This window comes from Pantoea sp. SGAir0418, assembly GCF_043529865.1.
The window spans coordinates 284,144-304,297 of the sequence record NZ_CP027911.1 but is presented as its reverse complement, the minus strand read 5'-3'; the positions used below and the strand labels follow the sequence as shown (position 1 = coordinate 304,297).

Genomic DNA, 20,154 nt, shown 5'->3' with positions numbered 1-20,154 from the left:
CCAGTAAAACCGCCGCTATTCTACGCATTTTAACGCGCCGGACTCACCACTTTCGCAAACTGCGCGTTGAGCGGCGCGAGATCGCCGCCGACGCCGGCGATGATGGCCTGGTGCCAGCTTTCAGGCTCCAGCGTATCCCAGTTCAGCAGATAGCCCGCGTGCAGCGCCAGCTGTTCGAAAAAGATGCGCTGTGCCCGCCCGTTACCGGCACGGAACGGATGCAGGACGTAGATTTCACAGTAGTAGTGCGCGATGCGTGCCACGAAGGTCTGCGGGTCGAGGTCGCACAGGCCCTCTTCCTCTTCCAGTGCGCTCATCAGCGCATTGCCCTCGTTCTCGATGTACTCGCAGTGGCAATAGGGCGTGTCGTCGCGCCAGATGTCGATAGTACGCAGTTCGCCGGCCCAGCTGTAGATATCCTGAAACAGCGTGCGGTGAATATGACGCAGGTGCGGCAGGCCGGGCGTGGCCGGTCCGAGCGCCAGCGTGGCCAGCCGCGCCGCGCTGAATGCCAGCTCGGCTTTACGCAGCTGCGCCACGTCGTGAATTTCCAGCAGGTTTTTCAGCACGTCATCGTTGTGCCACAAATAGGGATCGCGCACCGCCAGGCTGTTATCCGCCATATTGCCTCCTCAGCGATGCCAGACGATCGTCCGCCTGGGCGCTCTCGACGGCAGGTTCATTCAGCGTATAACCGGCCAGTTTGCAGCTGGCCTGATAATTGGCCGCACGGGTTTGCTGCCACAACGTGATTTTCTGTTTTTCGGTGAGTTTGCTGCTCATAGCGCCTCCGGCAAGCAGGATGTGCCCTAAGTATAAGAGCAAATTTCAGCTTTGCCGGAGCGCGGCAGACGGCGCCACCCAGGGGTGGCGCGCAGAGGGATTACGGCAGGACTTTCGCGGAAGTGATAACAATCGGTTTTGACGGCACATTCTGGTATGGCCCGACATCTTTGGTCGGCACCTGGGCGATCTTGTCGATCACATCCATGCCTTTCACTACTTTACCAAACACCGCATAGCCGAAGTCACGCTGGCCATGGTCAAGAAAAGCGTTGTCCGCCACGTTCAGGAAGAACTGGCTGGTGGCACTGTCTTTCTCAGCGGTACGCGCCATGGAAATGGTGCCACGCAGGTTGCGCAGGCCGTTATCCGCTTCGTTTTTGATCGGCGCGTTGGTCTGCTTCTGCTGCATATCCGCCGTGAAGCCGCCGCCCTGAATCATGAAACCCGGGATCACACGATGGAAAATGGTGTTGTTATAGAAGCCGTTATTCACGTAATCCACAAAGTTTTTTACTGAAACCGGGGCTTTCTGATTATCCAGTTCAAGTTCGATATTGCCCGCAGAGGTGGTGAGCAGCACGTGCGTATCCCCTTTCGCCGCCAGAGCCGAAGCAGATACAGAAGAGAGCGCTAACAGGGCAACCGCCGCTGTCAAAGTTCGTTTAAGCATGAAAGATTCCTTACCTTGGAGAGCAAGCTCAAAAACGAGATTGATTGTAAAGAGCATGTAATACAAGAGCCAGCGTTTTACCTATATTTACGCTGATGTTGCTATCGTCATACTTTTCCCGTCGCGCAATCATTTGCGTGACGAAAATCACACTATTAATGAAATATTTCTCGCACGTTTCACTGCTTGTTTATTACGATCACAGATCCATTTACAATTCATGACACTTTTTGCCACGTCGGCGCATCACAGGTTCAGAACATGACAAACCGTAATCGCATTGGCCTTACCTGGATCAGCTTTTTCTCCTATGCGCTCACCGGCGCACTGGTGATCGTTACCGGTATGGTGCTGGATAATATTGCCCAGTATTTCCAGCTGCCCATCTCAGAGATGAGCAACACCTTCACTTTCCTTAACGCCGGTATTCTGGCGGCGGTGTTCCTGAACGCCTGGCTGATGGTGATTGTGCCACTCAAGCGCCAGCTGATCTTTGGCTTTGTGCTGATGATCCTCGCCGTGGCCGGGCTGATGACCAGCCATAACCTCACGGTGTTCTCGCTGTGCATGTTCGTGCTCGGCGTGGTCAGCGGTATCACCATGTCGATCGGCACCTTCCTGATTACCCATCTGTACGATGGTCGCCAGCGCGGTTCCCGTCTGCTGTTTACCGACTCGTTCTTTAGCATGGCCGGCACCATCTTCCCGATTATCGCGGGCATTCTGCTGGCGCGCGCGCTGCCGTGGTACTGGGTTTACGCCTGCATTGGCGTGATCTATGTGGCGATCTTTATCCTGACGCTGATGGTCGAGTTCCCGGTGCTGAAGAGCGAAGCCGCGGTGCAGGGCGGCGAAAAAGAGAAGTGGGGCATCGGCGTGCTGTTCCTGTCGATCGCGGCACTGTGCTACATCCTCGGCCAGCTCGGCTTCATCTCCTGGGTACCGGAATACGCCACCAAATCAATGGGCATGGATATCGCCGCCGCCGGTCAGCTGGTCGGTAACTTCTGGACCGCCTATATGGTCGGCATGTGGGCGTTCAGCTTCCTGCTGCGCTTCTTCGACCTGCAACGCATTCTGGTGGTGCTGGCGCTGCTGGCCACCGGCCTGATGTTCTGGTTCGTGAAAACCACCGATGCCAGCATGCTGCACTGGATCATTATGTCGCTTGGCTTCTTCTCCAGCGCCATTTACACCACCATCATCACGCTGGGCTCGCTGCAGACCAAAGCGTCATCGCCGAAGCTGGTGAACTTCATCCTCACCTGCGGCACCGTCGGCACCATGCTGACCTTCGTGGTCACCGGCCCGATTGTGGCGAAAGGCGGTGCGCACGCGGCGCTGTCCACCGCGAACGCGCTGTACGCGGTGGTGTTCGTGATGTGTGTGCTGCTCGGCTTTGTCACTAAACATCGCCAGCACGCTCACCAGACTGCCTGATCCCCGAGCGGCGCGAAGCCTCGCGCCGCTATTCCCCTTCCCGCTCCCTTAACGCCGGAACGTCACCGCTTCGGTAGCGCCGAGATAAATTTCACTGCTTGCCGGCTGTGTGGCCGCCACCAGCACGCCCTTACGCAGCGAATAGCGCACCGGCACCTGACGGCGCAGCGCATCAAACCCGTTATCGGCAGGCAAAATAATCAGGCTGGCCGCGTTACCCACCTGCACGCCATAATCCGCCAGCTGCATGGTTTTGGCACTGTTGTGCGTGATGAGTTGCAGACCGCTGTCGATCTGCTCATAGCCCATCAGCTGACAGACGTGCAGCCCCATGTGCAGCACCTGCAGCATGCTGGCGGTGCCGAGCGGATACCAGGGATCAAACACATCATCATGGCCGAAGCAGACGTTGATACCCGCCTCCAGCAGCTCTTTCACCCGCGTCACGCCGCGCCGTTTCGGGTAGCTGTCAAAGCGTCCCTGCAGATGAATATTCACCAGCGGATTGGCGACAAAGTTAATCTGCGACAGCTTCAGCAGGCGGAACAGCCGCGAGGTATAGGCGTTATTGTACGAATGCATCGCCGTGGTGTGGCTGGCGGTGACGCGCGCGCCCATGCCTTCGCGGTGCGCCAGCGCCGCCACGGTCTCGACAAAGCGCGACTGCTCATCATCAATCTCGTCACAGTGCACGTCCACCAGCCTGTCATAGCGCTGCGCCAGCGCAAATGCCTTGTGCAGCGATTCGACGCCATATTCGCGGGTAAATTCATAATGCGGGATCGCGCCCACCACATCGGCACCAAGGCGCAGCGCCTCTTCCAGCAGCGCTTCGCCGTTGGGATAAGAGAGAATGCCCTCCTGCGGAAAGGCCACGATCTGGATATCGATCCACGGCGCCATCTCCGCTTTCACCTCCAGCATCGCGGTTAAGGCGGTCAGCGTGGGATCGGACACATCCACGTGGGTACGCACGTGCTGAATGCCGTTGGCAATTTGCCACTTCAGCGTCTGCCGCGCGCGCTGCATCACATCCTCATGGCTGAGCAGTGCCTTGCGTTCAGCCCAGCGCTCAATGCCTTCAAACAGCGTGCCGGACTGATTCCACGCCGGTTCGCCAGCGGTTTGCGTGGTGTCGAGATGAATATGCGGCTCGATAAACGGCGCGCTCGCCAGGCCACCGGCGGCATCCAGCGCATCCGGCTGGGCGGCCGCGTGCGGCGGCTGCGGAATAATGGCGCTGATGTTGCCGTGGCGAATTTCGATCTGCCATAAACCCGGTTGGCCTGCCAGGCGCAGGTTGTTTATCCACTTAAACGCTTGCTGGGTCATATCCTTCTCCGCTGAAAACGCAACATCTTAAGCTAGCACGAAAAACGGCCGCGCCGCTGGCAACTTTTCTGCCGCCATTGGGTAATTTTCAACCAAATAAAAGACTTAGATAAAAACGCGTAAAATCAGCAACATACCTCTAAATGGGTATATAAAGCCGCAGTTGATGTACGTCAATAAGCGCCAGAAACAGCGCGCTAAGGTAGGCGCAGATCCCGCAAATTTTGAGGCAAGCATGAGCAAGCACAGTGTCGTTATTATTGGCAACGGCATGGTTGGCCACCGCTTTATCGAAGAACTGATCGACAAAGCCGCCCCTGAGCAGTTCGCGATAACCGTTTTCTGTGAAGAGCCCCGCGTCGCCTATGACCGCGTCCATCTCTCCGCCTATTTTTCCCACCACACCGCCGAAGAACTCTCACTGGTGCGCGAAGGCTACTACGAAAAGCATCAGGTCAATCTGCTGCTCGGCGAGCGCGCCATTACCCTCAACCGTGAGGAAAAGCTGATTCACTCCAACACCGGTCGTGCGGTGCATTACGACACGCTGATTCTGGCCACCGGTTCTTATCCGTGGATCCCGCCGATCGCCGGCGCGGAGGGCAGCGACTGCTTTGTCTATCGCACCATCGAAGATCTCAACGCCATTGAAGCCTGCGCGCGCCGCAGCAAACGCGGTGCGGTGATTGGCGGCGGTCTGCTCGGACTGGAAGCGGCGGGCGCGCTGAAAAATCTCGGCATTGAAACGCACGTGATTGAGTTTGCGCCGGTGCTGATGGCGGAACAACTGGATACGCAGGGCGGCGAACAGCTGCGGCGTAAGATCGAACAGATGGGCGTGCAGGTCCATACCGGCAAAAATACCCGGCAGATTGTGCACCACGCTAAGGGCGGTAAAACGCTGGCGTTCGCCGATGGCAGCGCGCTCGACGTCGACTTCATCGTGTTCTCCACCGGCATTCGTCCGCAGGATAAGCTGGCGCAACAATGCGGCCTGGCGCTCGGCCAGCGCGGTGGCGTTGCCATCAACGATCGCTGCCAGACCAGCGATGCGGCGATCTACGCGATTGGGGAATGCGCCGCCTGGCAGGATCGGATTTACGGTCTGGTGGCGCCGGGCTACAAAATGGCGCAGGTCGCCAGCGATGCGCTGGTCGGGCGTGACAGCGTCTTTGCCGGTGCCGATATGAGCGCCAAACTCAAGCTGCTGGGCGTGGACGTCGGCGGCATTGGCGATGCGCACGGCCGCACGCCGGGCGCGCGCAGTTACATCTGGCTCGATGAACAGCAGCACGTGTATAAGCGCCTGATCGTCAGCGAAGACAACAAAACTCTGCTCGGCGCGGTGCTGGTGGGCGACACCAGCGACTACGGCAATCTGCTGCAGCTGGCGCTCAATCACATCGCCTTACCGGAAAACCCGGCGCTGCTGATTCTGCCGGCGGGCAGCGGCGAAAAACCGGCGCTGGGCGTCGATTCGCTGCCGGACAGCGCGCAAATCTGCTCCTGCTTTGACGTCAGCAAAGGCGATATCGTTAACGCGGTGCAGGCGGGTTGCCACACCGTGGCGGCGCTGAAAGCCGAAACCCGCGCCGGTACCGGCTGCGGCGGCTGCATCCCGTTGATTACGCAAGTGCTGAACGCTGAGCTGAGCCGTCAGGGCATCGAAGTCAATCATCACCTGTGCGAGCATTTCGCCTATTCGCGCCAGGAGCTGTATCACCTGATCCGCGTGGAGGAGATCAAGTCGTTTGACGCGCTGCTGGCGAGGTATGGCCAGGGTTACGGCTGTGAAGTGTGTAAACCGACCGTCGGATCGCTGCTGGCCTCCTGCTGGAACGAATACATCCTCAAGCCGCAGCACACGCCGCTACAGGACAGCAACGATCTCTATCTCGGCAACATCCAGAAAGATGGCACCTACTCGGTGATTCCGCGCACCGCCGGCGGTGAAATCACGCCGCAGGGGCTGATGACGCTGGGCGAAGTGGCGCGGCAGTACAACCTTTACACCAAAATCACCGGCTCACAGCGCATCGGCCTGTTTGGGGCGCAGCGCGACGACCTGCCGGCCATCTGGTCACAACTTATTGCCGCCGGCTTTGAAACCGGACAGGCTTATGCCAAAGCGCTGCGCATGGCGAAAACCTGCGTCGGCAGCAGTTGGTGCCGCTATGGCGTTGGCGACAGCCTCGGCTTCGGCATTGAGCTGGAAAACCGCTACAAAGGCATCCGCACGCCGCACAAGATGAAGTTTGGCGTCTCTGGCTGTACCCGTGAATGCGCCGAAGCGCAGGGCAAAGATGTCGGCGTCATCGCCACCGAAAAAGGCTGGAACCTGTACGTGTGCGGCAACGGCGGCATGAAACCGCGCCACGCCGATCTGCTGGCGGCTGACCTCGACCGCGACACGCTGCTGCAGTATCTCGACCGCTTCATGATGTTTTACATCCGCACCGGCGACCGCCTGCAGCGCACTTCGCTGTGGCTGGAGAGCTTGGACGGCGGCATCGACTATCTGCGCAGCGTGATTATCGACGACCGGCTCGGCCTTAACGCGCAGCTGGAGCAGGAGCTGACGCGTCTGCGCGCTGACGTCCGCTGTGAATGGACCGCCACGGTTAACGACCCGCAGCAGCAGGCGCACTTTGCCACGTTTATTAACAGCCCGCAGCGCGACCCGCTGGTGCAGCACGTCAGTGAACGCGAGCAGCATCGCCCGGCGCGTCCGGCGGAGCGCATCGCTATTACCCTGATCGAGGAGGCTGACGCATGAGCCAGTGGTACACCGTGTGTGAACTCACACAAATCCTGCCCGCTACCGGCGTGTGCGCGCTGGTTAACGGCCAGCAGATCGCCATCTTTCGCCCGCGCGACGATGCGCAGCTGTACGCTCTGAGCAACATCGATCCGTTTGCTGAAGCCAGCGTGTTATCGCGCGGCCTGATCGCCGAACACCAGCACACGCTGTGGGTCGCCAGCCCACTGAAAAAACAGCGTTTTCGCCTGAGCGATGGCGTTTGTCTGGAAGATGACAGCCGCTCGGTGGCGAGCTATGCGGTGCGCGTCAGCAACGGCCAGGTCGAAGTCTGCGCCTGACAGAATTCCTACACTTTATGAGACGTCACTATGTTTTCTGACACCCTGAACACCTGCGCCGCCAATGCGGCGCGCATTGTACGCACCGCGCAGCACAGCCCGCTGGCCTTCTGGATCGGATCGGCGATGGCCGGCGCTTACGTTGGCCTGGCGATCATCCTGATCTTCACCCTCGGTAACCTGGCGGACCCGGCATATCGTCCACTGCTGATGGGCGCCACCTTCGGTATTGCCCTGACGCTGGTGATCATCGCCGGTTCCGAGCTGTTTACCGGTCATACCATGTTCCTCACCGTGGGCGTCAAAGCCGGCACCATCAGCCACGGCCAGATGTGGTGCGTGCTGCCGCAAACCTGGCTGGGTAACCTGATCGGCTCAGTGTTTGTCGCCCTGCTCTACTACTACGCCGCTGGTGCGCTGCTGCCGAACGCCGGCTCGCTGATCCACAGCGTAGCGCTGGCAAAAACCACGCAGACGGCGATGGCGCTGTTCTTTAAAGGCGCGCTGTGCAACTGGCTGGTGTGTCTGGCGATCTGGATGGCGGTGCGCAGCGAAGGGGCCGCGAAGTTCATCGCTATCTGGTGGTGCCTGCTGGCGTTTATCGCCTCCGGTTACGAGCACTCCATCGCCAACATGACGGTATTTGCGCTGTCGTGGTTTGGTCAGCACAGCGCCGACCTGACGCTGCGCGGCATCGGCCACAACCTGCTGTGGGTGACGCTCGGCAATATGTTCTCTGGCATGGTGCTGATGGGCCTCGGCTACTGGTATGCCACGCCGCAGGCGCAGCGCCCGCAGACGCAAGCCCAGGCTTCGCCGCTGAAATCGGTATAATCCCTTCCACAGCCCGCACCGTGCGGGCTTTTTTTCAGGATTCGCTATGGATTACTTTCCGCTGTTTTGTCGGCTGCAAGGCAAGCGTTGTTTACTGGTTGGCGCAGGCGATGTGGCTGAACGCAAAGCGCGTTTGCTGCTGGAGGCCGGCGCAGAGCTGTACGTCGGCGCGCGGGATTTTTCCCCGGCATTTCAGCTGTGGGCTCAACAGGGAAAAGTGACGTTACTGCACGGCGCCTTTGCCGATGACTGGCTGGATGAATGCTGGCTGGCGATTGCGGCCACCAATGATGATGCCGTCAATCAGCAGGTGGCTGACGCCGCCGAACAGCGCCGCCTCTTCTGTAACCTGGTGGATGCGCCACAGCAGGCCAGCGCCATTATGCCGTCGATCATCGACCGCTCGCCGCTGATGATCGCCGTCTCTTCCGGTGGCCGCGCGCCGGTGCTGGCGCGTCTGCTACGCGAGAAGCTGGAGGCGATGCTGCCCCAGCATCTCGGCGAACTGGCTGCGCTGGCGGGCTCACTGCGCGAGCGCGTGAAGCAGCATTTTAGCGCCATGGCGCCACGCCGCGCCTTCTGGGAGCGCTTCTTTGCCAGCGATCGGCTGGCCCAAACGCTGGCCAACGGCGATCGGGCACGCGCTGCCGCACAGGTCGATGCCTTGTTTGCGGCGCCGCTGACGCAGCAGGGCGAAGTCGTGCTGGTCGGCGCCGGGCCGGGCGATGCCGGTCTGCTGACGCTAAAAGGGTTGCAGGCTATCCAGCAGGCTGATGTGGTGGTGTATGACCGGCTGGTGTCGGAGCCGATCCTTAATCTGGTGCGGCGCGATGCCGAACGCCTCTTCGTGGGTAAACAGGCGGGCCATCACTGCGTGCCGCAGGAACAAATCAACCAGCTGCTGCTGGAGCAGGCGCAGCGCGGCAAGCGTGTGGTGCGCCTCAAAGGCGGCGATCCCTTTATTTTTGGCCGCGGCGGCGAAGAGCTGGAGGTGCTGGCGCAGCATAACATCCCGTTCAGCGTGGTGCCGGGCATCACCGCCGCCTCCGGCTGTGCCGCCTACAGCGGTATTCCCCTCACCCACCGCGACCATGCCCAGAGCGTGCGCTTCGTCACCGGCCATCTGCAGCAGCACGGCGAAATGGAGTGGGGCAAACTGGCGGCGGAGCAGCAGACGCTGGTGTTTTATATGGGCCTCAGCCAGGCGGCCGACATTCAGCAGCAGCTGTTACGGCACGGGATGGACGCAGCGATGCCGGTGGCTATCGTGCAGCACGGCACCACGCCGCAGCAGCGCGTCGCCTGCGCCACGCTGCAGGAGCTGGCGACGCTGGCACAGCAGTTTGCCAGTCCGGCGCTGATCATTGTGGGCCGCGTGGTCAGCCTGCGCACGCAGCTGCGCTGGTTCTGATGCGGTAAAATACTGTACAGCACTGCGCTTTGCCGCCAGACTGAGCAGCCAAATCAATCACAAGGAGTTTCCATGCGCATTATTTCTCTGGCCGCGGCGCTGCTGATGCCGCTGAGCGTGGCGGTGAGTGCCGCCCCGGTGACGTGGTCAACGGTCACGGGCGAATGGCAGGTGGTTGCCGTGACGCCGAAAAAGGAGAACGGCCAGATTTACATCAAAAACGATCCGCAGTTTATGGGCGCGCGCGTGGCGTTTAAACCCAATGCGATCAGCTGGACGCGCGGCACTGCCGAACGCGGCATCAATCCGGCGACCGACAATTGCCAGGGAAAACCGCGCCTGAGCGCCGCCAGCGGGGCCGGACAGGATCGTGATTTCAGCTTTCGCTATGGCTTCAACGTGCATTGTGGCAATCAGGCGTGGGGACCGGCACCGGGCGCGGTACTGAGCGTGCTGGCCGACGGCAATGCGCGGCTATTCTGGGATGGCGCAGAGCTGACGCTGCATCGGGTGAAGTAAAGCCTGCGGGGCGCGTTGTGCTGCGCCCCGGCAAACCGGCTTATGGCTGCGCCACGAAGCCTACGGCGTCATACACTTTCTTCAGCGTTTCCTGGGCATGCGCACGGGCTTTCGCTGCGCCATCGCGCATTACCTGGTTGAGGAACGCTTCGTCATTGCGGAAACGATGATAGCGCTCCTGCAACTCAGTCAGCATCTCAGACACAGCATCTGCCACCGCGCCTTTCAGGTGACCATACATTTTGCCTTCGAACTCCTGCTCCAGCTGCGCAATCGACTTACCGGTCACGCCTGACAGGATATCCAGCAGGTTAGACACGCCCGCTTTCTCTTTGATGTCGTAGCGCACCACCGGCGGCTCTTCCGAGTCGGTCACTGCACGCTTAATCTTCTTCACCACCGATTTGGTGTCTTCCAGCAGACCAATCACGTTGTTGCGGTTGTCATCGGATTTCGACATCTTCTTCGTCGGCTCCAGCAGTGACATCACACGCGCGCCGGACTTCGGAATAAACGGCTCAGGAATTTTAAACACGTCGCCATACAGCGCATTGAAGCGCGCGGCGATATCGCGGCTCAGCTCAAGGTGCTGCTTCTGGTCTTCGCCGACCGGCACCTGGTTAGTCTGATAGAGCAGAATATCGGCCGCCATCAGCACCGGATAATCGAACAGACCGGCGTTGATGTTCTCTTCGTAACGTGCCGATTTGTCCTTGAACTGCGTCATGCGGCTCAGTTCGCCGAAGTAGGCGTAGCAGTTCAGTACCCAGCTCAGCTGGGCGTGCTCCGGTACATGCGACTGCACGAAGATGGTGCTTTTTTCCGGATCGATACCGCAGGCAAGGTACAGCGCCAGCGTATCCAGCGTGGCTTTGCGCAGCGCGGCCGGGTCCTGACGAACGGTGATGGCGTGCAGATCGACGATGCAGTAAATGCAGTGGAAATCATCCTGCATCTGCACCCACTGACGCAGCGCACCCATGTAGTTGCCAATGGTCAGTTCACCGGAAGGCTGGGCGCCGCTGAAAACGATGGGTTTGCTCATGTTATGTCCTGATAATCACAGCCCGAGAACGGGCAAAAGTTCGCTAAAAGTATCGAGAGTTAAATCGGGCTGGCTGGTGGCAATCGGCTCACCGTAGTTGTAGCCGAAGGTCATCGCAACGTTTGGCACGCCCGCCGCCTGGGCAGCGAGAATATCATTGCGCGAATCACCGACAAACAGCAATTGTCCTGGAAGCACACCGAAACGGCCGAGAACGAGAAAAATCGCCGCCGGATGTGGTTTTTTCACCACCACATCGTCGCCGCCGATGATCAGAGAAAAGTAGTCGGCAATGCCGAGCGACTGCAGCAGCGGAGCAACAAACGGTGTGGGTTTGTTGGTGACGATGGCCAGCGGCAGACCGCTGGCGTGCAGCGCAGCCAGCGTCTCCTGCACCTGTGGAAAAAGCGTACTGCCGGCTTCCACCGTTGCGGCGTAATGTTTGTCGAACAGCGCACGCGCGTCGCGCTGCTCGTCGGCCTGCGGCTCACGGCCCAGCGCCCAGGTAAGCGCCCGCGCCATCATGATGTCCGCACCGTTGCCAATCCAGGTTGAGACGCGCTCAACGCCTGCGGGCGGCAGCTGCAAATCGGCCAGCGCCAGATCGATCGCCTGTGCCAGGCCTGGCGCGCTGTGCACCAGCGTGCCATCGAGATCGAACGCCAGCGCGCGGATATCAGTGAAATGAGCCATTAACTTTCTCCAGTTCGCTGCGCATCTCATCGATCACCTTCTTGTAATCCGGATGACCGAAGATCGCCGAGCCGGCAACAAACATATCAGCCCCGGCCGCCGCGATCTGACCGATGTTATCGATTTTCACGCCGCCATCCACTTCCAGACGGATTTGGTAACCGCTCTGGTCAATGCGACGACGCGCTTCGCGCAGTTTATCCAGCGTGCCCGGAATAAAGGACTGGCCACCGAAGCCGGGGTTGACCGACATCAGCAGAATGATGTCGAGCTTATCCATCACGTAATCGAGATAGCTGAGCGGCGTTGCCGGATTGAACACCAGACCGGCTTTACAGCCGTGCTCTTTGATCAGCTGCAGCGTACGGTCAACGTGCTCGCTGGCTTCGGGATGGAAAGTAATGAAGCTGGCACCCGCTTTGGCGAATTCCGGGATCAGCGCATCGACCGGTTTGACCATCAGATGCACATCGATGGGCGCGGTGATGCCGTAATCGCGCAGCGCTTTCAGCACCATTGGCCCCATGGTCAGATTGGGAACATAGTGGTTATCCATCACATCGAAATGCACCACGTCGCCACCGGCTTCCAGCGCTTTAGCGGTATCTTCGCCCAGGCGGGCAAAATCAGCGGCAAGGATTGATGGGGCCAGTAAAAATTGTTTCATCCGAATCTCCCAATTTTGTGCGCCAGCCGGAGCTGGCGTGATGCGTTGGTCGCGGACGAAACAGGCTAGCGGAAAAGCGCCAGCAGTTCGTCAACCTGAGTGCGACCACTTATGCTTCGGCTGATGGAACGCCGGGCTTTAACTACGTGTAAATCCGCATGCTGATACCACTCGCGCGTCAGCAGGGTATCGTGGTTTGAAATCAGTACCGGGATGCGGCTCTCCTGCGCCAGCTTACTGGCCAGTTCCGCCAGATGCTGCTGCTCGCGCAGGCTAAAGCTGTTGGTGTGGTAAGCGGTAAAATTAGCCGTCGCCGACAGCGGCGCGTACGGCGGATCGCAATAAACCACTGAGCCTGCAGGGGCGTTGCCCAGAGTAACATCGTACGATTCACAGACAAAGGTGGCTTTTTGCGCCCGCTCGGCGAACCATAACAGTTCGGCTTCCGGGAAGTACGGCTTACGATAGCGACCAAAGGGCACATTAAATTCACCGCGCAGATTGTAACGGCACAGGCCGTTGTAACCGTGGCGGTTAAGATAAAGAAACAGCACGGCGCGCTGATAGGTATCCGTGCTGGCGTTGAACGCCGTACGCTGGGCGTAATAGGTTTCCGCCGTATTGCCGCTGGCGCTGAACAGCTGGCGCGCGTCTTCAATAAACGAGGCGGTACGAGTTTTGACGATATTATAGAGATTGATCAGATCACCGTTGATGTCCGCCAGGTGATAACGGTCATAATCGGTGTTGAGGAATACGGAACCGGCGCCGACAAAAGGTTCGATTAAACAATCACCTTGTGGCAGATGACGACGGATATCGTCAAGCAGCGGGTATTTCCCTCCGGCCCATTTCAGGAAAGCGCGATTTTTCTTCATGCTGTCGTGGCTATTACATCTTAATTATTGGCTGTGGCGAAACCGACAGCAGATCTGCGCTTAGAACGGGGCCGCAGCAACGCGGCCCCACATCACTTACTGGCTCTCTTTCTTCACCTGGCTGAGCGGTTTAACCCACGGGTTCGCCGCACGCACTTCTGCCGGCAGTGAAGCTACCGCACGTTTGGCTTCGGCCGGTGTGGCATAAGCGCCGCTCACCAGCACGTACCACGGCTGGCCGTTACGCGTGGTTTTATACACGTGATAACCGCTCAGATTCTGTTTCTTCGCCCAGGCGTTCAGGCTCGCTTCTTTCGACGCACCGCTCAGCTGCAGCGTGTAGTTGCCGCCCGATGGCAGCGACTTGCTGGCACCGCCACTGCTGGCCGATGCGCTGTTGTGCGCGGTGGTGGTGTGCGTTTTGTTCTCTTTCACTGCGGCCGGTTTGCTGGCAGCCGGGGTTTTGTGGCTGCTGCCGCTGCTGGCACCAGGGCTGCGCGGTGGCGTCTCAGCGCGTACCGCCGGCGGCGTGACCGCTTTGCCGGCGCTGCCGCTGACCGTTGCCGGTGCGGTAGGCAGCGAACTGTTGCCCTGTGCGCCCTGCGCCGCGGCATCAACGGAACCCTGCTGATTGTTCAGCGCGGTATTGAGATCGCCCGGCAGCGTTACGCGCTGCTGGTTGGCCGGTGTGTCAACCGGTGCTGCCTGAGTCGGCGTGGAGGAGACAGACGGCATGGAGATTGACTGACCGTCACTGCCGGCGGGTGCGGCGTTACCGGCGGTATTCTGCGGCGCACTGCCCTCAGCTGACGGCGTGGCATTCTGCTGGCCGCTCATGGCGGTTGAACCTGACAGGTCGATATTCTTTTCACTGCCGCCGCCAGCTGGTGCCGCGCTACCGGTGCTGGCGCTGTTGCTGGCCGGTTTTTTCTCGTCCGGGCCGGTCAGCGCGGAGCCAATGCCCAGCACCAGAATCAGCAGCACCAGAATGCCGATACCCATCATCATATGCTGACGGGAAACCGGTACTTTCGCTTTCGGCGCAGAAGACGATTTGCGAGGCCGCGTGGGACGGCGGTCACTGGCGTCAGGTTTTAACTCGTCTTCCGGTTTGAACTCATCCATTTAGCCTCCTCCGTAAAACGGCACGCTTCCCACGTGCCGCATCACTGCTCACTGTTCCCCCGCCGGACGGCAGCCCGACGTAGTCCGGGGATAATCAAGATACTTTGCAATCGTTAATCGCAGCCAGCACCATATCATGCGCCACGCCGCCGCGCACTTCGGAGCGGCCAATAGCGAGAGGCAGCACCAGACGCAGCTCGCCGCCGAGCACTTTTTTATCGCGCATCATGTGCGGCAGATAAGCTTCTGCCGTCATGCTGGCCGGGCCGTTAACCGGCAGGCCAGCACGCTGCAGCAGCGCAATAATGCGGTCAGTGTCGGCAGCGCTGAACTGACCCAGACGCTCAGCAGTGCGCGCCGCCATCACCATGCCCGCCGCGACCGCTTCACCGTGCAACCAGTTGCCGTAACCCATATGCGCTTCGATCGCATGACCAAAAGTATGACCGAGATTGAGCAGCGCACGCAGGCCGGTTTCACGCTCGTCGGCCGCCACCACGTCGGCTTTCAGCTCGCAGCAGCGGCGAATGCAGTAAGCCATGGCAGTGTTATCCAGCGCCAGCAGCGCATCAAGATTCTGCTCCAGCCACTGGAAAAATTCACCGTCGAGAATGATGCCGTATTTGATCACTTCCGCCAGACCGGAGGCCAGCTCGCGCGGCGGCAGCGTAGTGAGGCAGTCGGTATCAACCACCACCGAAGCCGGCTGGTAGAAAGCACCGATCATGTTTTTACCGAGGGGATGGTTCACCGCAGTCTTGCCCCCAACCGAGGAGTCAACCTGCGACAGCAAGGTGGTCGGCACCTGAATAAAGCGTACGCCGCGCTGGTAGCTGGCAGCAGCAAAGCCGGTCAGATCGCCAATCACGCCACCGCCCAGCGCAATCAGCGTGGTGTCACGGCCGTGCGGCTTCTGCAGTAGCGCGGTGAAAACCTCGTCCATCACCGCCAGCGTTTTGTACTGCTCACCGTCGGGCAGAATCACCTGATCCACTTTCACCCCGGCGTTGCTCAGCAGCGTCGCGAGTTTGTCCAGATAGATCGGTGCCAGCGTCTGATTCGTCACCAGCATGGCATTGTCGCCGGCTTTCAGCGGCCAAAAAGAAGCCGGATCGTTAAACAGTCCGGCAGCGATGGTGATGGGGTAACTGCGATCCCCCAGTGAGACAGTGATCTTCTCCATGATGACCGATACCTATTGCTGAGCCCTCAGGGTGCTGGATTAATTTTTTTCCAGCATGTTGATGATCTGATTGGCGACAACTTTTGCACTTTGATCGTCAGTGCGAATGGTGACGTCAGCGATCTCTTCATAAAGCGGATTACGTTCGCCAGCCAGCGCTTCCAGTACTTCGCGCGGCGGTTCGTCAACCTGCAGCAGCGGACGCTTTTTATCACGCTGAGTGCGGGCAAGTTGCTTTTCGATGGTGGTTTCGAGGTAGACGACCACACCGCGGGCGGAGAGACGATTACGGGTTTCACGGGATTTGACGGAGCCGCCACCGGTCGCCAGGACAATGCCCTGTTTCTCGGTCAGCTCGTTGATGATTTTCTCTTCACGATCGCGAAAACCGGCTTCGCCTTCCACATCAAATACCCAGCCTACATCCGCTCCGGTACGTCGCTCAATTTCCTGATCGGAATCGAAAAATTCCATATTGAGTTGCTGAGCTAACTGACGACCAATAGTGCTTTTGCCGGCACCCATCGGCCCAACCAGAAAGATATTGCGTTTCTCTGCCATTTTGTCGGTATTACTAAGAATTCGTTGATGATACCCCGCGTTCAGCACATTGCTGGCGGGACAGGAACTGAGACCTCATGAGCGTTAGCAAGAGTCAGACGGAAAATTATCTCAACACTCATGGCCGTTTGGCAACCGAATAAATTGCCCCCGGCGACCTTCAAACAGGACCGGTCTGTGGTTCGCGAGACGGTAACGCTCTTCCTTTTTTGCCATCCTTGTGCGCGCTACAGGTGCGCTGGCTGGGCCTGTCGCTCCCGACAGCTTACCTGCGTAAACTGTGGAATAGGTGCCGTTGCTGACGTCCTGTACCACCCAAAATTCGGGCATATTTCTTTCGATGCCAGTATCGCTTGTCACTGACACCCGCCGGAAGGTTATCCTGCCGCGTTCCGTTACACCGTTTTAAAATCGCTAAACCTTGTATGCTAATTCCTGCCCTGCGTCAACGCAGTTGGTCATATGGAGCGAATTTTCCGCTTTATCCGGCGGTAAGCGCTGCTTCCCTGACCAGTCGCGGCGTGATGAAGATCACCAGCTCACGTTTTTTGCGCTCGTCGGTCTGCTGACGAAACAGACTGCCGAGCAGCGGCACCTCGCCCAGCCACGGCACGCGCTTTTCGCCCTGGGTGCGCTGCTGCTGGAAAATACCGCCCAGCGCCAGCGTTTCACCGTCACGCAGCGTCACCTGAGTGGCGATTTCCTGCTTATCGATGCTCAGCACCTGACTTTCCCCCATCGTCAGGCTGCGACCCGGCATGTTCTGGCTCAGCCGCAGCGTGAGCTGAATACGCCTGTTGCCCAATACTACTGGCGTCACCTCCATGCCCAGCACCGCCTCTTTGAACTCAATTGCCGTCGCACCGCTGTTACCGGATTTCACCTCGTAGGGAATTTCGGTGCCCTGCTTAATGGTGGCGGTCTGCTGGTGCGAGGTAAACAGCCGCGGGCTGGCGATGATTTCGATCTGGTTCTCCTGCTCCAGCGCACTCAGCTCCAGATTAAGCAGTTCGCCGTTCATCGGTCCGAGCGTGACGCCGGCGCGTATCGCCGGATTGCTCACCGCCAGCGGCACCAGCAGCTGCGGATTGCGCAGCGCCCCGGTGACGACATCGCCGGGTGCGGTGCTCCAGCTGACGCCGAGCTCGCGCAGATGCTCTTCATTGATGGTAACAATGTGCGCTGACAGCTCAACCTGCTCCAGCGGCAGATCCAGCGCCTGCAGCCAGCGCTCGGTGTCGCGCAGCGCCTGCGCGCTGTCCCGCAGCAACAGGCTGTTGGTACGGCTATCCACCGTCACGCTGCCGCGCGGCGTCATCAGCGAGCGTTCCGCCTGCAGGCTGCGGTAGACATCGCTGGCGCTGGCGTAGTGCAGCGTGACGGTGCGCTGCTCAAGCGGCGCCTGCAGCTGCTTCTCTTCACGCTCCGCCTGTGCCTGCTGTGCCTGTCGCTGCTGCCAGCTCTCCGGATAGACCAGCAGCACGCCCTCCTCCTGGATCACCGTGAGTTTCGCCAGCCGCGTGACCAGCGCCAGTGCACGCTCCCAGCCGACGTTATCGAGTCGCAGCGACAGCCGCCCCTCCACGCCCGGCGCGATCAACAGGTTGGTTTGCTGATAGTCAGCCAGCGCCTGCAGAATGCGCTCGACCGGCGCATCATCAAATACCAGGCTCAGGGGCTGATCAGCGGCGTGCAGCGGACTGCTCAGCGCCAGCCACAGCAGCAGCGTCATCCTTTTCATAAAATCCTCCTTTTATTACCCATGTGATGTGCTGCGGCGGGCAGCTCTGCGGGGCGCTCAGTACCAGCGTATGTGCACTGAGCTGCGTTACCTGCCACGGTGCCACCGGAAAAGCAGCCGGTGCGCTCAGCCGCTGACGTTTGCCCTGCGGTGAAACCAGCCAGGCCACAAAGTGCGGCGCGCGACCAATGATGCCCTGTAATCGCCAGCCCTGCGGTACGGCAGCGGGGACCTGACACTGGCTGGCAGCCAGCGGCTGGAACGGATCGCGCGCCAGCGCCCAGCTGCTGCACAGCAGTAACACCAGTGCGCTACTCCGCATCGTCACTCTCCAGCCAGAATTCGCTGTGTAACACGCCCTGCTCCGCCTGCAGCTGAAAACGCTGTGGCACCGCTAATGCCGTCGCAGCCAGCCCGCTGAACAGCGGCAGAAATTGCGGCCAGCTCAGGCGCAGCGCCAGCTGCTGTGGCTGGCTGTCCGGATGCCATGCCTCGAGCAGATTGCCGCGCGCCGCCACCAGTTGCTCTAACGATACGGACGCCGCCGTTGCCGCTGGCTGCAGCGTTGCGATCTCCGCCTGAAGCTGTCCGATGGCCGGTCGCGCGTCCAGCTGCTGCTGACGTTGCTGGTGCTGCTGCGCCAGTTGTGACAGCTGCTGTTGCAGCGTGCTGAATTGCTGCTGTTGCGGACGCAGCAGCAGTAGCCACGCCAGCCCGAGTAGCAGCAGCGCCAGCAGTTGCAGGCTGGCTATTCGCCACGTCAGTGCCAGCTGCAGCCAGCGCTGGATGAGTTCATTCATCGGTCGCCTCCTGCAGCCGGGCGCGCAGCGCGAAGCGGTAATCCCCCTGCGCCTGACGCTGTACGCTGCCCTGCTTCACCGCCGCAAATAGCGGTTGCGTCTGCAGTTGATGGCGGAACGCGCTGACATCAGCTAGGCTTTGCGCCAGACCGTCCAGCACCAGTTGCCCCTGACGCCGCTCCACGCGACTCAGCCACAGCGTCTCTGGCATCAGTGCGGGCAGTTGCTGCCAGAACTGCTGCCAGCGTTGATGCTGCTGCAGCCGCTGTTGCTGCGCCTGCTGCCTGCGTAACAGATCATCCCGCTGCGCCATCAGCGTTTGCTGTTGCGCCAGCCGCTGCTGTATCTGCTGGAGCTGAATGGTCATATCGGTGTGCTGCCGGACTGCATGCTGGAGCCGCTGTTCAGCGCGCCACCACAGCAGCAGCGTGAGTAACAGCGTTACCAGCAGCACGACAACCAGCAACGCCACACTGTGCTGGCGGCGTAGCAGCAACTGCTGTGCCCGCCACGGGAGCAAATTGACCGCCAGCATCAGTAATCCTCCGGACGCAGCGCCAGGCCTAGCGCAATCGCCAGCGCGCCCGCCTCTGCCGGTAGTGGCGGTTGCAGATAGTGCAGCAGCGCCAGTGGTTTGCAGCGCTGCACTTCCGCCTCCGGCAACGCCTGCGGTGAGGTGCAGAACACCGTTTGTGCCTGGGGAAAGGTGTCACGCAGATGGGCGAGCGTCAGGGGTTCGGTTGCCGCGCCGCAGGCGCTATTTTCGCCGGCCAGCGTCCACAGCCAGTGGTCGCAGAGCGGATGGATCAGCAGCTGATGCGGGCGCAGCGGAACGCGCATAGCGATCTGCGTCAGCGCCAGACTGCTCAGCTCAAACACGTCGGGGCGCAGTCCGGCCTGCTCCAGCGGCGCCAGCCACTGGGCGATGACGTCGCGGCGCGCGGCGGTGACGTGCAGCTGGCTGGCGCTGCCGCCCAGCCGGTAATCCAGCGACAGCGAGGCGGCTTCGACCGGGAACAGACGCGATGCGGACGCGTTAACGTAGCGGCTGAGCGCCGGCTCGCGCAGTGAGGTTTGCGGCAACGGCAGCGTGCGCTGCAGCACCAGCTGCGGCGGCAGGCCAACGCGCAGTGAGTAGCGCCTGGGTAAATGACGCTGCCAGCGCACCAACATCTCCTGTAACACTGGCGAGGTTTGCAACACGCCGTTGCGTAACGTATCGTGCGGCAGCGGCTGCTGCCACCAGTGTCGCAGCTGCCATCCGTGACGGCGTCGTTCAATGCCAAGGGCGCAGAGTTGCCCGTTCTGGATGTCCAGTCCAATTTGCCAGCGCTGAAAAGCCATGCGCGCGATCTCCTTATCGTTACAGG

At 60.1% G+C, this 20,154-nt stretch carries 22 protein-coding genes; 6 read left to right on the top strand and 16 right to left on the bottom strand.

Translation table 11 applies throughout. The annotated features are described in order from the left end of the window. Positions 1-29: 29 nt before the first annotated feature. From C1N84_RS01290 to ppiA, 3 genes are all read right to left on the bottom strand, one after another. Positions 30-623 (bottom strand): putative adenosine monophosphate-protein transferase Fic, encoded by a 594-nt coding sequence (locus C1N84_RS01290; RefSeq protein WP_211727100.1) that lies wholly within the window; start codon positions 621-623, stop codon positions 30-32. Beyond that, entirely contained in the window at positions 613-783 is a 171-nt protein-coding gene (locus C1N84_RS01285; protein WP_021507436.1) for a YhfG family protein, read from the bottom strand. The genes C1N84_RS01290 and C1N84_RS01285 overlap by 11 nt, the downstream gene beginning before the upstream one ends. Positions 784-883: 100 nt before the next feature. After that, positions 884-1,456 carry a peptidylprolyl isomerase A gene (gene ppiA, locus C1N84_RS01280; RefSeq protein ID WP_021507435.1) on the bottom strand — a complete coding sequence of 191 codons (573 nt, stop codon included), beginning with the start codon at positions 1,454-1,456 and terminating at the stop codon, positions 884-886. A 261-nt stretch (positions 1,457-1,717) separates the two neighbouring features. Here ppiA and tsgA point away from each other — a divergent pair, with 261 nt between their 5' ends. Continuing rightward, complete coding sequence (gene tsgA / locus C1N84_RS01275) at positions 1,718-2,896, top strand: MFS transporter TsgA (protein WP_021507434.1); 1,179 nt, start codon at positions 1,718-1,720, stop codon at positions 2,894-2,896. 48 nt (positions 2,897-2,944) lie between these two features. Here tsgA and C1N84_RS01270 read toward each other — a convergent pair whose 3' ends face one another. Next, on the bottom strand, positions 2,945-4,228 hold the full coding sequence (locus C1N84_RS01270; protein ID WP_264441908.1) for a cytosine deaminase: 1,284 nt from the start codon (positions 4,226-4,228) through the stop codon (positions 2,945-2,947). Between the two features lie 235 nt (positions 4,229-4,463). On the opposite strand from C1N84_RS01270, the gene nirB reads away from it, so the two are divergent. The 5 genes from nirB (at position 4,464) to C1N84_RS01245 (ending at position 10,091) form a co-directional block, all read left to right on the top strand. After that, entirely contained in the window at positions 4,464-7,004 is a 2,541-nt protein-coding gene (gene nirB, locus C1N84_RS01265; protein ID WP_264441907.1) for a nitrite reductase large subunit NirB, read from the top strand. Further along, complete coding sequence (gene nirD, locus C1N84_RS01260) at positions 7,001-7,327, top strand: nitrite reductase small subunit NirD (RefSeq protein ID WP_058759297.1); 327 nt, start codon at positions 7,001-7,003, stop codon at positions 7,325-7,327. The genes nirB and nirD overlap by 4 nt, the downstream gene beginning before the upstream one ends. 30 nt (positions 7,328-7,357) lie before the next feature. Next, the gene (gene nirC, locus C1N84_RS01255) at positions 7,358-8,161 is read left to right on the top strand and encodes a nitrite transporter NirC (RefSeq protein WP_021507430.1); all 804 of its coding nucleotides are present in this window, start codon (positions 7,358-7,360) and stop codon (positions 8,159-8,161) included. Positions 8,162-8,207: 46 nt separating this feature from the next. Next, the gene (gene cysG, locus C1N84_RS01250; RefSeq protein WP_264441906.1) at positions 8,208-9,572 is read left to right on the top strand and encodes a siroheme synthase CysG; all 1,365 of its coding nucleotides are present in this window, start codon (positions 8,208-8,210) and stop codon (positions 9,570-9,572) included. 72 nt (positions 9,573-9,644) lie between these two features. Next, positions 9,645-10,091, top strand: coding sequence for a hypothetical protein (locus C1N84_RS01245; protein WP_058759299.1), 447 nt, complete (start codon positions 9,645-9,647; stop codon positions 10,089-10,091). A 40-nt stretch (positions 10,092-10,131) separates the two neighbouring features. Here C1N84_RS01245 and trpS read toward each other — a convergent pair whose 3' ends face one another. The 12 genes from trpS to pilM all read right to left on the bottom strand — a co-directional run bounded on the left by trpS (position 10,132) and on the right by pilM (position 20,128). Beyond that, positions 10,132-11,136, bottom strand: coding sequence for a tryptophan--tRNA ligase (gene trpS, locus C1N84_RS01240; RefSeq protein ID WP_058770971.1), 1,005 nt, complete (start codon positions 11,134-11,136; stop codon positions 10,132-10,134). Positions 11,137-11,151: 15 nt separating this feature from the next. Further along, positions 11,152-11,829, bottom strand: coding sequence for a phosphoglycolate phosphatase (locus C1N84_RS01235; RefSeq protein ID WP_264441905.1), 678 nt, complete (start codon positions 11,827-11,829; stop codon positions 11,152-11,154). Next, entirely contained in the window at positions 11,813-12,496 is a 684-nt protein-coding gene (gene rpe, locus C1N84_RS01230; protein WP_021507425.1) for a ribulose-phosphate 3-epimerase, read from the bottom strand. Before rpe ends, C1N84_RS01235 begins: the two co-directional genes overlap by 17 nt. A gap of 65 nt (positions 12,497-12,561) precedes the next feature. Beyond that, positions 12,562-13,374 (bottom strand): adenine-specific DNA-methyltransferase, encoded by an 813-nt coding sequence (dam, locus tag C1N84_RS01225; protein ID WP_021507424.1) that lies wholly within the window; start codon positions 13,372-13,374, stop codon positions 12,562-12,564. A 96-nt stretch (positions 13,375-13,470) separates the two neighbouring features. Beyond that, entirely contained in the window at positions 13,471-14,499 is a 1,029-nt protein-coding gene (locus tag C1N84_RS01220; RefSeq protein WP_264441904.1) for an SPOR domain-containing protein, read from the bottom strand. Positions 14,500-14,593: 94 nt separating this feature from the next. Further along, a complete protein-coding gene (gene aroB, locus C1N84_RS01215; protein WP_058780177.1) occupies positions 14,594-15,682 on the bottom strand; it encodes a 3-dehydroquinate synthase in 1,089 nt (362 codons plus the stop codon). A gap of 39 nt (positions 15,683-15,721) precedes the next feature. Next, on the bottom strand, positions 15,722-16,243 hold the full coding sequence (gene aroK, locus C1N84_RS01210; protein WP_010617392.1) for a shikimate kinase AroK: 522 nt from the start codon (positions 16,241-16,243) through the stop codon (positions 15,722-15,724). A gap of 481 nt (positions 16,244-16,724) precedes the next feature. Beyond that, a complete protein-coding gene (hofQ, locus tag C1N84_RS01205; RefSeq protein ID WP_264441903.1) occupies positions 16,725-17,984 on the bottom strand; it encodes a DNA uptake porin HofQ in 1,260 nt (419 codons plus the stop codon). Then, the gene (locus C1N84_RS01200; protein ID WP_264441902.1) at positions 17,926-18,306 is read right to left on the bottom strand and encodes a DUF2531 family protein; all 381 of its coding nucleotides are present in this window, start codon (positions 18,304-18,306) and stop codon (positions 17,926-17,928) included. The genes hofQ and C1N84_RS01200 overlap by 59 nt, the downstream gene beginning before the upstream one ends. After that, the gene (locus C1N84_RS01195; RefSeq protein ID WP_176428169.1) at positions 18,296-18,784 is read right to left on the bottom strand and encodes a HofO family protein; all 489 of its coding nucleotides are present in this window, start codon (positions 18,782-18,784) and stop codon (positions 18,296-18,298) included. The genes C1N84_RS01200 and C1N84_RS01195 overlap by 11 nt, the downstream gene beginning before the upstream one ends. Further along, a complete protein-coding gene (locus C1N84_RS01190; RefSeq protein WP_127834667.1) occupies positions 18,777-19,319 on the bottom strand; it encodes a PilN domain-containing protein in 543 nt (180 codons plus the stop codon). Before C1N84_RS01190 ends, C1N84_RS01195 begins: the two co-directional genes overlap by 8 nt. Continuing rightward, on the bottom strand, positions 19,319-20,128 hold the full coding sequence (gene pilM / locus C1N84_RS01185) for a type IV pilus biogenesis protein PilM (protein ID WP_104094153.1): 810 nt from the start codon (positions 20,126-20,128) through the stop codon (positions 19,319-19,321). Before pilM ends, C1N84_RS01190 begins: the two co-directional genes overlap by 1 nt. Positions 20,129-20,154 lie beyond the last annotated feature (26 nt).